The organism is Trichodesmium erythraeum IMS101, from assembly GCF_000014265.1.
In the GTDB taxonomy this organism is placed as follows: Bacteria; Cyanobacteriota; Cyanobacteriia; order Cyanobacteriales; family Microcoleaceae; genus Trichodesmium; species Trichodesmium erythraeum.
In genome coordinates, this window is the sequence record NC_008312.1 from 5379449 (window position 1) to 5395317 (window position 15869).

General features: G+C 37.5%; 8 protein-coding genes. 3 read left to right on the forward strand and 5 right to left on the reverse strand.

Annotated features, from left to right (window positions below):
- Positions 1–143 precede the first annotated feature (143 nt).
- The 4 genes from clpB to lipA form a co-directional block, all read right to left on the reverse strand.
- Entirely contained in the window at positions 144–2861 is a 2718-nt protein-coding gene (gene clpB / locus TERY_RS16760) for an ATP-dependent chaperone ClpB (protein ID WP_011612922.1), read from the reverse strand.
- 278 nt (positions 2862–3139) lie between these two features.
- Positions 3140–3568, reverse strand: coding sequence for a lactoylglutathione lyase (gloA, locus tag TERY_RS16765; RefSeq protein WP_011612923.1), 429 nt, complete (start codon positions 3566–3568; stop codon positions 3140–3142).
- Positions 3569–3989: 421 nt separating this feature from the next.
- On the reverse strand, positions 3990–4436 hold the full coding sequence (locus tag TERY_RS16770; RefSeq protein WP_213960288.1) for a hypothetical protein: 447 nt from the start codon (positions 4434–4436) through the stop codon (positions 3990–3992).
- A gap of 1007 nt (positions 4437–5443) precedes the next feature.
- Positions 5444–6367 (reverse strand): lipoyl synthase, encoded by a 924-nt coding sequence (lipA, locus tag TERY_RS16775; protein WP_011612925.1) that lies wholly within the window; start codon positions 6365–6367, stop codon positions 5444–5446.
- An 814-nt stretch (positions 6368–7181) separates the two neighbouring features.
- Here lipA and TERY_RS16780 point away from each other — a divergent pair.
- Positions 7182–7724 (forward strand): response regulator, encoded by a 543-nt coding sequence (locus TERY_RS16780; protein WP_011612926.1) that lies wholly within the window; start codon positions 7182–7184, stop codon positions 7722–7724.
- Positions 7725–8461: 737 nt separating this feature from the next.
- Positions 8462–9544: a PfkB family carbohydrate kinase gene (locus TERY_RS16785; protein ID WP_011612927.1), complete on the forward strand. Its 1083-nt coding sequence runs from the start codon at positions 8462–8464 to the stop codon at positions 9542–9544.
- Between the two features lie 543 nt (positions 9545–10087).
- Here TERY_RS16785 and TERY_RS16790 read toward each other — a convergent pair.
- A complete protein-coding gene (locus TERY_RS16790) occupies positions 10088–10723 on the reverse strand; it encodes a hypothetical protein (protein WP_011612928.1) in 636 nt (211 codons plus the stop codon).
- Positions 10724–11512: 789 nt separating this feature from the next.
- Between TERY_RS16790 and TERY_RS16795 the strand changes: the two genes are divergently transcribed.
- Complete coding sequence (locus tag TERY_RS16795; protein ID WP_370495701.1) at positions 11513–15550, forward strand: tetratricopeptide repeat protein; 4038 nt, start codon at positions 11513–11515, stop codon at positions 15548–15550.
- Positions 15551–15869 lie beyond the last annotated feature (319 nt).

Genomic DNA, 15869 nt, shown 5'->3' on the forward strand with positions numbered 1-15869 from the left:
GTAAACTGATAGGATGAATGATTACAGGGAATAGTGGCTAAGTTTTTCTTTGAAGTTTAATGGTAAAATTATATTAAGCTACTTCTATATCTAATAATTTATAATTTAACCATAGGCGAGCTAGAAGCTCGCAATTTATATAATCACCTTTTTACCAATTTTCCCTCCTCTTTTTTCTTAAAAACTAAACCACTATCTACAAAATCAATGATCACAACATCCCCACAAACAAACCTATTCTCCAAAATTTGATTTGCCAGAGGATTTTCTAATTCTCGCTGAATTGCCCGCTTTAAAGGTCTGGCTCCATAAACTGGGTCATATCCTACTTCAGTAATGTGATCTAAAGTCGCATCAGTCAACTGCAAACTAATCTTTTGTTCTCCTAATAACCGTTCAATTCTCTTGACTTGAATTTCCACAATTTGACGTAATTCACTCTTCCTTAGAGTATGGAATAAAATAATCTCATCTACCCTATTTAAAAATTCAGGGCGGAAATGTTTTCGCAGTGCTCCCATCACCCGCTTATACATCTCCTCATACTTAGAATCATCTCCCGCCACATCTAAAATATACTCACTACCAATATTACTAGTCATCACAATTACAGTATTACTAAAATCAATAACCCGACCCTGAGAATCAGTAATTCGACCATCATCCAAAACCTGCAACAAAATATTAAACACATCTGGGTGCGCCTTCTCCACCTCATCAAACAATACCAAAGAATAAGGATGTCGCCTGACTGCCTCCGATAATTGACCCCCTTGGTCATAACCCACATATCCAGGGGGAGCACCCACCAAGCGAGCAACAGCATGTTTCTCCATATATTCCGACATATCAACTCGTACCAAAGCATCATCCCGGTCAAAGAGAAACCCTGCCAATGCCCGCGCCAACTCAGTTTTACCAACCCCAGTCGGACCCAAAAACATAAACGAACCAATGGGTCTTCCTGGGTCTTTCATTCCTGCTCTCGCCCTTCTAATAGCTGCTGCTACAGCTGCTACAGCTTCTGACTGCCCAATAACCCTTTGATGAAGATGTTTTTCCAGTTGTAGTAATTTCTGCCGTTCCGACTCCAATAAACGATTTACCGGAATACCAGTCCACTTAGCAACAATTGTAGCAATATCCCCATCAGTCACCTGTTCTCGGAGGAGAAAAGAACCTTGAGCTTGCACTTTTAATAACTCTGCCTCTTGGGCTTCGCGATCGCGATGAACTGTTTCTAATTGCCCATATTTTAACTGAGCTGCCGTATTCAGATCATAAGCTCGTTCTGCTTGTTCTATTTGTACTTTAATTTTATCTTCTTCTGCCTTCAAAGAATTAATAGAATTTAACAACTCTTTTTCCCCAGACCATTGAGAAGAAAATTTCTCCTGCTTTTGCTTTAAACTATTAATTTCATTAGTAATGCGCTCTAAAGCAGGAGATACCTTTGTAGACAGAATAGCTTCAGAATTTTTTTCCTTATTAGTACCTGACAACTCTCCCTCAATAGAAAGTTTCTCCATTTCCAACTGCATTATCCGTCTGTCAATAGCTTCTAACTCAACTGGTTTAGAAGTAATTTCCATTTTTAATTGAGCAGCAGCTTCATCTACCAAGTCGATCGCCTTATCTGGCAAAAAGCGGTCAGAAATATATCGGTTAGACAAAGTAGCAGCAGCAACCAAAGCCGCATCAGTAATTTTCACACCGTGGTGAGTTTCGTAGCGGTCTTTCAACCCCCGCAAAATAGAAATAGTATCCTCAACACTAGGCTGACCAACCTCTACTTTTTGAAACCGACGTTCCAGGGCAGCATCTTTTTCTATATGTTTGCGATATTCATCAATAGTTGTTGCACCGATACAACGCAGTTCACCACGAGCCAGCATTGGTTTCAACAAATTTCCGGCATCTACACCAGAACTGTTACCCCCACCAGAACCTGCTCCAACAACTGTATGTAACTCATCAATAAACAGAACTATTTGACCATCAGAATGGGTAACTTCTCGTAAAACCGATCTAAGACGTTCTTCAAATTCTCCTCTAAACTTAGCCCCCGCAATGAGACTACCCATATCAAGACTAATAAGTTGACGTTCTTTAAGAGACTCTGGCACATCACCATTAACAATACGTTGAGCTAAACCCTCCGCGATCGCTGTTTTTCCCACCCCCGGTTCTCCAATAAGTACAGGATTATTTTTTGTCCGACGAGATAGACAACTAACCACCCGCCGAACTTCCTCATCTCTGCCAATAACCGGGTCAAGTTTACCTACTTTCGCTAACTCTGTCAGGTCACGCCCATATTTAGCTAAAGCATCATAAGTAGCTTCTGGGTTTTGGTCTTCGACTTTGCTACTACCTCGAAATGCTTTAATAGTTGCCTCTAGTTCTTTAAATTCAATTTGTAGAGTAGTTTGGGGGGGAGCAAAACCAGGGCGAGTTGGTAGTTGGGGAGTTCCACCACCAATAAGTTTATTACCCAGACGTTTATCTTCGTGAAAAGCGAGTAGAAAGTGTTCCACAGCAATAAATTTATCTTCCCACTTTTCTTTAGCTTGATCAGCCAGGTCTAAAAAAGTTTCCAGACCTTGACCTAAATATAGATGTTCTATACTGCCAACTTTAGGTTGACGTCTCACAAAAGCATCTACTTGTTGTAGGAGCTTTTCTGGTTCTATACCAGAACGGCTTAAGATTTTATTCGCTGTGCCTTGTTGTTCTAGGAGGGCAATAATTAGGTGTTCTACTTCCAGTTGTTGGTTTTGGTAGCGTTTGGCAACGTCTTGGGATTTTACTATAGCATCCCAGGCTTGTTCTGTAAATTTGCTTGGGTCAGTTGGCTGCATTTGAAGTATTTTAAATTTTTTCCTTTAAGGTTTTTTCTGGTATAGCACTTATAGATAATGGGGGATGACTGTAATATTTTTGTATAATGGGCATTTTGCCCATTTATTTTTTAGACTGGTATAGCAGTCCCCAAGGTACTTAGGATATTTTCCCTACACTTAAATTTAGTCTGTGCTGCGAGTTTAAGTTTTGATTTATGAGTTCTGAATTTTGATTTTAGTTATAGGGTAACTACCCCACTTATCATTCATTCTACTCCTCAGCAATATCTAACTTTTCAATTAGTATTAGCTGCAACTTTTTTTTCTAAGCTGCTGTTGTCACTCTTTAACTCAATTAGCTCTACTTTATATCCATTTGGGTCTTCTATAAAAGCAATAACTGTAGAACCATGCTTCATTGGCCCTGGTTCCCTAGTAACTTTACCCCCTTGTTCTTTAATTTTTTCGCAAGTGCTATAAATATCATCAACACCCAAGGCAATATGGCCATAAGCATTGCCTAAATCGTATTTATCAGTGTCCCAGTTATAGGTCAGTTCTAATACTGTATGGTTTAACTCATCGCCATAACCAACGAAAGCTAGAGTAAATTTGCCACCAGGGAAATCTTTTTTACGTAGTAGTTTCATGCCGAGGACATCACAGTAGAATTCTATAGATTTTTCTAAGTTATTGACTCGCAGCATGGTGTGTAAGAGTCGCATGGTTTACTCCTTATTCTTTGACTATATTTATATTGTGAGGCAATTTGGTTAATATTGGGAGTAGATATAGCATAAGTCAATAGGAGGGAATAACCATTCTCTGTATATTCCCAGCGCGGACTAAATTTAATTTAAGGGTTTGAGAATGTCCTAGTCATAACTACTCTGGCGACTGCTATATTGCTGTTGAGCAAAACTAGGAGCTTTCAAGCCTCTGGTCTTAGTAAAAGAGGTAGTAATGATATGAAAGTAAGACCATAGAGGGCGGACAACTAGACAATTTCAAAGCTATTACTACCTGTAAAGTTTTGATTCAACCTGAATGCTGAATACTATTACTGATAACTGAAGATACTTATATTATTAAATTTTCAATTCTCCAAATAAGATAACCTATAATCTTTTTTACTTCTGTTTTTTTTTAATACTTAAGGTTACTAATTTTCTCCAATCTAAGTTTTCTTTCAACCACAGCCTGGTCAATTTTTTGAACTCCTTCTAGTGAGATTAGTGACTTACATTGATTAACTAAACTATTCCAATTTAATAATGTTTTAATTGAGTTTGAATTCTCTATTTTTTTGACATAAAACTGTGCCCAAAACTTAGGTACATACTTTTGCTTTCTAGTTTTTATTCGCTTTCGCCATTTAGCAAAGTCTGCTTTTCTTGGTGGTTCTACTCCTATTACTGGTGGCATATCTGCATAACTGACAAACCTACTTTTTCCTTTTCCTACAACATGAATTACATATTTCCAACAGCTAATTTTATAAATGTTATCCCATTGAATTCCTAAATGAAATGATAGTGCATCTATAGTTACAAATCTACCTAAAGGATGAGTATAAGTATATTTATTTTCCATACTTCTTTTCATAAAATATACCTGAAGGTTTAATATATGATTGTGGTCTTAAATTTTTATCTATATAGTTATATATTAATATGTATTAAATATAACTTGGGTATTTTGTCAACACACAGTTAATCAGCTATTTTTTACACAAAAAAATTATTAAGCTCTAGGCAAAATTCAAAAGACAAAAGTTATCCAAGGCATTTTTACCCTGAAATATAAAACTATATATTTTTATTCTACCAAATACTAGTGTAAAACCTACATTCCACAGGTCAAAATCTAGTATTTTAGATTGACCATTCAAAACTTTGCTTGATAATACTAAGAAAAATTATAGATAACAATACATACTATATAAACTATTAATAACTGACTATTAGCACTGCTAAATATGTTAAATTTAAGTAGGATTTGTTGTTTGCTGATTTTGTCTATAAAGCCAATATAGTAAGTAGTTTTGGTGGGCTTAGGTTGGGTGGTACCCAGGAGGATAAAAAATTATTGAAGTAAAAATTTATTCAGAAAAAACTAGACCAAAATCAATGGATTTTGTAGTAAGATGTCATCAGTTTGTGAATTTTTAAACCCTTAACCTAATACTTGAAACGAGATAGCTGAACTATTAATCAATAACTAATTTTATTTTTTGTTTCTACTGGGCAGTTTAATAATAAATAATAATAGAGGGACGTAGAGGCAAGGCCATAGAGGCAAGGCCAAAATACTCCCATCTAAAAGATGGGAGGGGTTCGCTGAGGGTTAGGTGCAGTAGTCTGTAAAGGGTCAACCGTGTAGGAAAATTTTGGCTTCCTAGAATTATGCCCTTCCTCAATAGCCAAGGAGGATATCAAAAGACAAATTTATGTGAGATTCTATTCTGGAATACCAATGTTTATTAGCTAAAATCTTAGGAGTCCCAAATTTATTGTCCTTGGTTATTAGATGAATGGCAGTATATGTCTTGTGAATAGAGGCAGAATATTCTGGAAGTTATTCCCAAATAATCTTAAATACTATATCTCTCCAGCATGATAGGAGCTACGAACTAAGGGGCCAGAACGAACATGAGAAAAGCCCATTGAAAGAGCGATCGCCCCAAGATGATCAAATTCTTCTGGTGTCCAATATTTTTGTACTGGTAAATGTGCCAGGGAAGGTCGCATATACTGACCCAGAGTTATGCGATCGCATCCTACCTTTCTCAAGTCTCCCATTGCTTCTACCACTTCAGTTTCCTTTTCTCCATGTCCCAACATCAAACCAGACTTAGTAGGAATACTGGGGTTTAACTCTTTAACAATTCGCAATACATCAAGCGATCGCTGATATTTGGCCCCACGACGTACAGGCCCTTGCAACCTAGAAACCGTTTCAATATTATGATTATAACAAGCTGGTTCAGCATTTACCACAATCTCAATCCGTTTTCTTTGTCTTTGAGCTAGAGGAACAGATAACTTTTCAGCCCCCCTGACCTTCTGACCACCCCAAAAGTCAGCAGTCAAAACCTCTATTTTCGCCTCTGGCTTCCGATCCCTAATAGCCATCATTGTAGCTACAAACCAACTAGCACCACCATCAGAGAGATCATCTCTAGCTACAGAAGTCAGTACTACATACTTCAAACCCAATAATTCCACTGCTTCCGCTACTTTTTGCGGTTCTTCTGGGTCCAAAGCCATTGGAGCGTGACCCTTATCTACTTGACAAAAAGCACAAGACCTAGTACAGGTAGGACCCATTAACAAAAAAGTAGCAGTTTTTTGGGCATAGCATTCTCCTCGGTTAGGACAGCGACCTTCCTCACAAATTGTATGGAGCTGACGCTGTTTGATAGTTTTTTGTACAGTAGAAATCTCACTAGCTTTACCCAAAGAGGGGCGCAGCCACTTTGGCATACTCTGAATTTGGGCTTTCATCTTAATTGAATTGACCATTTTTTTGTAGCCTTGACATTTTTCCGAAGTTAGGTAATCGTGAAAATAAATAGAAAATTTCTCAGTTTTCTTTCTGCCTCTGGTGCACTTATCTGCAAGAGTTTGATGTACACTTTTCTGACTCTGGCGCACTTGCCTGAAGTGAGTATTACTTCTAGTATATTGACAATAACTCCATAGTAGTTAAAATATCCGACGGCTCGCCGAGTCACTACTATACCAGTCAGCTAAGGTATAATAACACGTTTAAGAATAGTGTAAGAAGTGAATGCAATGATTTTTCTTCTTATAAAACTCTCAATTGAGCTTATAGCAGGTTTTCGGCCAAAGTTATTACATGCATGCACATCTGTCAACTTGTAACCTTAGAAATAATATAAAAATCCTCATCTTGGTAAGCATTTGTAATACATATATCCTATTTATTAAAATTTTTTCAAAGTCAAATTCTCGGAAAAATATTAAACATAAATACTTGCTTAATTACTTACTCCTATTGAATAATATAATTTTTCTTAACTTCTTTTGTTGAGAACAAATAGCTATTAGCTCCTACAACTCAAGAACCCTGATGATATACTACAGATTATGTTTCAAAATGAAGATTATAATAGTTATGTAAAAAATTAAAAATAATAACTTTGTAGATTTTTTACATAAAAACAAGTGAGTGTAAAAACAATGATGCTATCCTTAGCATCAAAAAGCCCAGCACAATAGAATATCGGGTGGGAGTTACTACCCGTATTTATTGCTGATCATAACAATATAAGATGAAATTAAAAACACCAACTCATCACTAGAGGAGCAAGTTGTGGCAGGACATAAAATTTTAGTTATTGATGATAGTAAGGTCATTAGAGTCAGAGTCAAAGAAATGCTTCCTCAAGGAAACTTTAATGTTTTAGAAGCAAAGGATGGCCAAGAGGGACTTACAAATATTCTAAAGGAACGTCCTAACTTAATTATGTTGGATTTTTTACTGCCTAAAGTGACTGGTTGGCAGGTATTTCAAAAAATTCAATCCCAACCTCAATTAAAAAAGATTCCGTTGGTACTTATGTCAGGTCGTAAGGAAGAGGTAGCAGAAAAAATTCCTGAACCCTTTGAAAAACATTATTTTGCCTTTCTAGAAAAACCTTTTGAGAAAAAAGAATTAACAGCAGCTATTCAATTAGCTTTTCAGTTGGCCAAAAAACGTCCTACTGAGGCTCAACCTCAGAGTACAGTAGATGGGGGAGATAGTTCTGGCAAAATACAGGCATTGGAAGCTAAAGTTAAGAAAATGGAGTCTGAAATAGTGACATTGAAAAAACAAATGACTCAACTTGTAGCTATTGTCAAAAAGTTGAAGTAGGAAAATTAGATAACAAAGGAGTATGAAATTGATTTAGGGTGAGTTAAGCTTTCTACCATAAACTACTGTTGAACTATCAAACATGATATTGCACTGTAAGGCACTGTTGAGTAGTGTACTCTCAAAAATTGATTTGATACGGTAATTTATTAAATTTTTTCCATTGTGCACTTTATCCCCTTGTCTTCTGAATTTAAGTTTTAACCTATCATTTCAAAGTAGACAAACTACGTAGATAGTTTGTAGTCGTAGTAGATTAAAATAACTAAAGTTATGTATTACAACAGATTGCTAAATACTTTGTAATATCTTTTCGCAGTAGTTAAAATCTCCCCTTGCTACCTCAAGTCCTAGAATTAAACCCCCCCTTACTCTAACAAGGAGGCAGTTTATCTATGAAGACTTTATGGGCTCAAAACTTTGAGGACCTTAGTAAGTTTAGGAAATTATTTCACATATATTATTATAGTTGAGTTTAAAACTATTTGTAATATTGTTTTTTTCACTCTTGGTATAAGAGTTGATAGCAGTTTTCATTAACAATGTAGGTATTTGTAGAACAAGGTGAAATCTAACACGCCCTCTATTTTCTGTGGTTAGCAACTACTAAATCTTGCTATGTCCTTAGCAAAACTTACCTTTAATTGTACTCAGATCTTAACAGTTCATATCATTCCAGTAAGGTTTTTCAAGCCATATAATTCTTATTTAGAGTATACAACGCTAAAAAATAAATTATGGTACTAGACTCGGAATATCTCGCTCAACTCAAAAATTCTACCCCTCGACTAATGAACTTGCTGGCAGGTTTTTCTCAAGTTAGTGTGTTAGTGGTGGGAGACTTAACCCTTGATGAATTTATGACTGGTCAAGTTGAGCGTATTTCTCGTGAAGCACCAGTATTGATTTTACGTCATGAAACTACAGAGCAAGTACCCGGGGGTGGAGCTAATGCAGCTTATAATTTTGCTAAGTTGGGCGCTCAAGTTAGGGCTATTGGTTTGTTGGGAGAGGATGAGCAGGGTATGGCGCTACGTCAGATCCTTGAGTCTGCTGAAGTTGATACTTCTGGAGTTTTGCTTGACTCTGAGCGTCCTACAGTGACTAAAACTAGAATTTCTGGTCATGCTCGTCAGTCTGTGACTCAACAAATTATTAGGGTGGATCGAAAATCTGATAATTTGCCATCTGTTGATTTACAATTACAATTGGCGGAGTTAATTCGGCAACAAGTTGATAAGGTTTATGCTGTTGTTTGTTCTGACTATGGAGATGGTGTTCTCACAAAACCAGCTATTGAGGCAAGTATTTCTAATTCTCACAAAACTATTGTTGATACTCAGAAAAATTTGGAACTTTACAGGGGTGCAACTTTGTTTACTCCTAATATTCCGGAGGCGGAGAAGGCAGTGGGATATGCTATTTCTAATTGTGATAGTCTTTATCGGGCAGGATGTGATTTGTTGGAGTTGACTGATGCACGGCAAGTTTTAATTACTCAAGGTGATGAGGGTATGAGTTTGTTTGATCGCGAAATTCCTTCTCAGTTTTCTCCTCCTGCTTTAACTATTTATGAAAATGGGAGTTCTAATGTTTATTGTTGGCATGTTCCTGCTTTTAACCGGACTGATGTTTTTGATGTGACTGGTGCTGGGGATACGGTTGTCGCTGCTTTGACTTTGGCTTTGGGTGCTGGTGCTTCGACTTGGGAAGCTGTAGTCATAGGAAATTTGGCGGCTAGTGTTGTGGTGCGTAAGTTTGGCACGGCAACTACTACAGTGGATGAGTTGCGGGAGACTTTGAGAGTACTTGTGGGTTAAGGGTCTTAGGGTTTGTCTTAGTTCTTACTTCTAAGGTTAATTTTTCCATGGGTTAAAGCTCTATTACAAACAAAAATTTTATGATCACTAATTATCTAGGTCTGTTCTAGTTATTAAAATAACCAATGAGGTTTTTTTCCCGAAATGGAGAATGGTAACCTTGATCAATTTCTGGGTAGGGCTTAGTTGGGGCGCAATTCCAGATTATTTTTTACCATTCGGAGCAAACGAATTAGGATCTTCGGAGAAAATATCAAAGTAGGGAGGCTGCATACAACATCCCAGAGTTGCTAATCATTTTTTTGATGTTGGCAACTCTGGGAACTGTTGTAATTTTTGTTATATTGTTGTTGAAAAATATACTCCAACAATATAATACAGATGTTCTTTAAAACATCTTGAATGTAGACTTAAATATACTTGTTGTTTTCTTTACTAGTCTCTAGGATAGTTTGAATATTCTCCAGCTCTAAAATTTAATTTATGCTAGTAATTTAACTTCTAAATTTAGCTATAAATTTTGATTCCTGATTATCTAGTTTCTTAATCTACTAAGGCACTAACTAGAATATTTGTCATAAATTTTTCTTTGATTTTATACCATAGTTTTGTATCTACAATATCACATTTGGCACCAACTTGAACAAGGCGATCGTCAAGGTAGTTTAGATGTTCTTTTGTCACTTGATCTTCTCCTACTTGTAAAAAACTAATTCCTAGTTCATAGCTCTTTTGTGTACCTGGAATAAAATTAATTTTCTTAGTAGCATTGATAATTAAATTAATCAGTGCTTTTTGCTCGTGAGATATTTTATCTACTAATACTAAAATAATATCTCCATTTTGAGTTTTCTTGGCATCTCGACGTTGAAAATAGTCGTTAATAGCGTCTTCAAGGCTAGTTACTAAATCCATTCTTTTTGGCGGGTTTTTAATCTGAAATAGTCTGGCTAATGTTATGACCTCTGTGTTTGTCTCCTTAACAAAAGGTTTTGATGCCAAGTAAACAGTAATTCCACTATTATCTAATGATTGACAAAATTTTGCTAAGTTAATGATTTTTGTTTGGGCTGCAAGCCAATGCTCATAATGAGGATGAGAAAAAGACCAGCTTTCATGACTTCTGGCGAAAATAAATGTGTAGTCTCTATTTTCGAGCGACAGATGGTTCTCAGCCATAGATTTTTTACCTAAGATTTTAGTGAGGAATAATGTAGCTTTTTGTTCTTAATGATCAAAATAGTGGTAATCTTAATTAATCTATGTAAATTTGAATACTAAAAATTTTTATTTGAACGGAAATTAATCTTGATTTGTTAGGATTTCTTGACTTGCTTGAAGTTTAACGTTATCAAGTGTTATCATATAATAATCATCTCAAATAATAGCCTGGTAAAATTTTTTAAACTAAGGACAACTTCTGAAATATGTTTGATAAGTCCTGATTAATTATGAGATACTCGGGTTTTCTTAAGTAGGCGATCGCACTGTGAGAAATAGTCATGAGAAATAGTCAAAAGTAACTTCTTCAAAGGTGAAAGGAAGTTAAGAAAATTAAAAGTTTAAAAATCAAGTTAATAGTTAATAGTTAAGGGTAAGATTTTATGGGTTCAAAATAATGATAAATATGAGGATAGTATGATCGGAAAAGTCAAAGGTTACCTATTCAAAGGTAAGAGGAAGTTAAAGGTTAAAATTCAAAAGTTAGAAAAATTCAAAAGTTAGAAAAGGTTAAGAGTTCAAGGTTAAATGTCAGGCTTTATCCCTTCACAATAATGATAAATATGACTATAGTATTATTAGGTATAAAATACTCGGCTGTTGTGAAATAGGGGAGCGATCGCTATAGTAAAAATAGAATATTTTATTGCTCAAAACATCATAAGTTAAGATCAAGTTTGAGCTTTAAAGTTGATGTTCTCCGGGGAAATTAGTGATAATTTATTGCTGATTCTGTATAATTATGGTATGATTGTTATAAAAAATCCTGTTATAATTTTTGACCCGGCTTTTGTTTTTATGTTTACCAGAATCTTCAGCATCACTTATTTGGCCCAAACTTGCCTGGCAGCTATTGTTATTATCAATGGCCTAGAAGCTTTGGTTGTGCAGCCTGTATGGGCACAGACTTATGTCTTTCCACAAGAACCATCAACAACCGAAGCAACTGAGGAGCTGATAATTAATGGGACTCTCAATGAAAATAGTGAGCTGTTGGAAGATGGGAGTTACTTTCAGTGGCACACTTTTACGGGCAAGGCGGGTGAAGCTATTACTATTGAGTTGAGTAGTTCTGAGTTTGATGCTTACTTAATGTTAGTAGACCCAAGATCCAATAAAATTGCTGAGAATAATGATGGAGGGGAAAATAATAATGCCAAAATTACAATAACTCTACCTACAACAGGAACTTATACAGTTATTGTCAATACCTATGAAAAAGGTCAACAAGGAAGTTACAAACTGAGTTGGCGACAGGCTTCAGCTAAAGACCAGTCCCTAGCTTCTGCCACAGAACTTAATGACAAAGCTATTGAACTATATAAACAAGGTAAATATGATGAAGCAGTTCCTTTATTAGAGCAGTCTTTGAAAATTAGGCAGCAGGCGCTGGGGGCTGAACATCCTGATGTTGCCGCCAGCCTCAACAATTTGGCTTTTCTTTACAATGCTCAAGGAAGGTATACAGAAGCGGAACCTTTGTATATACAAGCATTAGAGATGAGAAAGAAGCTCCTGGGTGCTGAACATCCTGATGTTGCCTCCAGCCTCAACAATTTGGCTTTTCTTTACAAAGCTCAAGGAAGGTATACAGAAGCGGAACCTTTGTATATACAAGCATTAGAGATGAGAAAGAAGCTCCTTGGTGCTGAACATCCTGATGTTGCCACCAGCCTCAACAATTTGGCTTCTCTTTACGAATCTCAAGGAAGGTATACAGAAGCGGAACCATTGTATATACAAGCATTAGAGATATTTAAGAAGCTCCTGGGTGCTGAACATCCTGATGTTGCCACCAGCCTCAACAATTTGGCTTTTCTTTACAATGCTCAAGGAAGGTATACAGAAGCGGAACCTTTGTATATACAAGCATTAGATATGACAAAGAAGCTCCTGGGTGCTGAACATCCATCAGTTGCCACCAGCCTCAACAATTTGGCTTTACTTTACGAGGATCAAGGAAGGTATACAGAAGCGGAACCTTTGTATATACAAGCATTAGAGATGAGAAAGAAGCTCCTGGGTGCTGAACATCCTGATGTTGCCACCAGCCTCAACAATTTGGCAGGACTTTACAATGCTCAAGGAAGGTATACAGAAGCGGAACCTTTGTATATACAAGCATTAGAGATGAGAAAGAAGCTCCTTGGTGCTGAACATCCTGATGTTGCCACCAGCCTCAACAATTTGGCTTCTCTTTACGAATCTCAAGGAAGGTATACAGAAGCGGAACCATTGTATATACAAGCATTAGAGATATTTAAGAAGCTCCTGGGTGCTGAACATCCTGATGTTGCCTCCAGCCTCAACAATTTGGCAGGACTTTACAAGGATCAAGGAAGGTATACAGAAGCGGAACCTTTGTATATACAAGCATTAGAGATGAGAAAGAAGCTCCTGGGTGCTGAACATCCTGATGTTGCCTCCAGCCTCAACAATTTGGCAGCACTTTACAAGGATCAAGGAAGGTATACAGAAGCGGAACCTTTGTATATACAAGCATTAGAGATGAGAAAGAAGCTCCTGGGTGCTGAACATCCTGATGTTGCCTCCAGCCTCAACAATTTGGCAGGACTTTACAATGCTCAAGGAAGGTATACAGAAGCGGAACCTTTGTATATACAAGCATTAGAGATGAGAAAGAAGCTCCTGGGTGCTGAACATCCATTAGTTGCCTCCAGCCTCAACAATTTGGCAGGACTTTACAATGCTCAAGGAAGGTATACAGAAGCGGAACCTTTGTATATACAAGCATTAGAGATATTTAAGAAGCTCCTGGGTGCTGAACATCCATTAGTTGCCACCAGCCTCAACAATTTGGCAGGACTTTACAATGCTCAAGGAAGGTATACAGAAGCGGAACCATTGTATATACAAGCATTAGAGATGAGAAAGAAGCTCCTGGGTGCTGAACATCCTTATGTTGCCACCAGCCTCAACAATTTGGCTTTACTTTACTATGCTCAAGGAAGGTATACAGAAGCGGAACCATTGTATATACAAGCATTAGAGATGAGAAAGAAGCTCCTGGGTGCTGAACATCCTGATGTTGCCTCCAGCCTCAACAATTTGGCAACACTTTACAATGTTCAAGGTGACATTGCTTCAGCAGTGCAATACCTTAAACGCGGCTTAGAAGTGCAAGAAAAAAACCTAACTTACAACTTAGCCGCCGGGGCTGAACCTCAAAAAAACAAATATCTCCAAACCATCTCAGGAGCAAAGGCTAGAGCCATCTCTCTCCATCTGCAAACAGCACCAAATGACCCAGCCGCGACCACTCTAGCATTAACCACCATCCTACGCCGCAAAGGTCGCCTCCTCGAATTCTTCACCACCAGCAGACAAATACTCCGACAACAACTCGACACTCAAGGACTACAATGGCTAGACGAACTTAATAATATTTATAGTGAACTTTCCACTCTGCTCTATAACGGACCAAAAGATCTTCCTCTAGAAACCTACAAGGAAAATTTTGCCCTCTTAGAACAACAGGCAAAAGAACTAGAAGACAAAATTAGTCGCCGCAGTAGCCAGTTTCGGGCAGCCACCCAACCTGTAACCTTAGAAGCTATTCAGGAGTTGATACCCGCCAACGCTGCCTTAGTAGAATTTGTCCAGTATTCTCCTTTTGACCCCAAGACAGGCAAATTCGGTAAACCACGCTATGGGGTTTACGTTCTAAGTAGAGAGGGAGAACCCCAAGGCATGGACCTGGGAACAGTTGAAGAATTTAAAAACATCATAAAAGTGTTTAGAACTTCTCTACGAGACAAAAGCCAAACTCCCCTAAAACAGCTTAAAGACACAGCCAGAGAACTTGACCAAAAACTGATGCAACCTGTACGTCAACTACTGGGGTCACAAAAACAAATTCTGATTTCTCCTGATAGCAATCTCAATTTAATTCCTTTTGAAGCATTAGTTGATGAGAATAACCGCTTTCTCGTAGAAAACTATAGCTTCACCTACCTAAGCTCAGGACGGGACTTACTCACATTTACCTCCACACCAAGAAACACCTCACCAGCGGTATTGCTAGGATACCCTACATACTCGGAAAAAGATCAGGTAACTATTAAGTCTAAGGGTAGGTTCGGTGTCTCCGACTTAGGTCTTTCTGGACTACCAGGAACCGAAGAGGAGGTCAAAGCCATTGGTGAGTTGCTTGGAGTTGAACCTTTACTACGAGAGGCAGCCACTGAAGAAGCCGTAAAACAAGTTCAAAGTCCTTTCATATTGCATATTGCTACTCATGGTTTATTTGAAACAATTGAAGATCCTGAGAAATATCCCACGATAAATAAAAATTCCCTACTACGGGCAAGTTTAGCTCTGGCTGGGGTTAAAGAGGAACAAATAGATGGAGATAATGGTTTATTGACCGCTTTGGAAGCCGCCGGGCTGAATTTGCTAGGCACAGAGCTAGTGGTATTATCCGCCTGTGACACAGGGCTGGGGGGAATAAGTCCCGGAGAGGGGGTTTATGGACTTAGACGAGCATTCGCGATCGCAGGTTCCCAGAGTCAGGTAATTAGTTTATGGAAAGTTGATGACCAAGGGACGAAAGACTTAATGGTGAAGTATTATCAACGGTTGTTGGGAGGAGACATGGGACGAACAGAAGCTTTAAGGCAGACTCAACTGGAGATGCTGGGGGGGGAAGCCGGGGAAAAGTACAGTCATCCTTATTTTTGGGCGAGTTTTATTCCCTCTGGAAATTGGCTGGCGATCCCTCCCAGGGTAGAAAGTAAAAAATCAAAAGTCAACAGTCAAAGGTAAGAATAGTCAAAAGTTAAAGGTTAAAAATCAAAGGTAAGAGTAGTTAGGATCAGTCAAAAGTTAATAGTTAAAAATCAAAAATAAGAGAATTCAAAAATCAAATTTCAAAAGTCAAAAATCAAAAGTAAGAGAAGTTAAGAAAAGTCAAAAATTAATAGTTAAAAGTCAAAAGTTAAGAAGATTTGTTAAATAAGCGATCGCCGCAGTAAATATAGAAGAAAAATTAGTTTCAGTAAAAATTAATCAAAGAAAAATTATCATCTCTTCATCAATTCTCAATTATAATTCAGCTCTAAAAAACTATCTCTGGTCAATAGGT

Coding starts and splice junctions, on each gene's coding strand:
- TERY_RS16770 (WP_213960288.1), bottom strand. CDS start 4,436: ATGGAAAATAAATATACTTATACTCATCCTTTAGGTAGATTTGTAACT.
- gloA (WP_011612923.1), bottom strand. CDS start 3,568: ATGCGACTCTTACACACCATGCTGCGAGTCAATAACTTAGAAAAATCT.
- TERY_RS16785 (WP_011612927.1), top strand. CDS start 8,462: ATGGTACTAGACTCGGAATATCTCGCTCAACTCAAAAATTCTACCCCT.
- lipA (WP_011612925.1), bottom strand. CDS start 6,367: ATGGTCAATTCAATTAAGATGAAAGCCCAAATTCAGAGTATGCCAAAG.
- TERY_RS16790 (WP_011612928.1), bottom strand. CDS start 10,723: ATGGCTGAGAACCATCTGTCGCTCGAAAATAGAGACTACACATTTATT.
- clpB (WP_011612922.1), bottom strand. CDS start 2,861: ATGCAGCCAACTGACCCAAGCAAATTTACAGAACAAGCCTGGGATGCT.
- TERY_RS16795 (WP_370495701.1), top strand. CDS start 11,513: ATGATTGTTATAAAAAATCCTGTTATAATTTTTGACCCGGCTTTTGTT.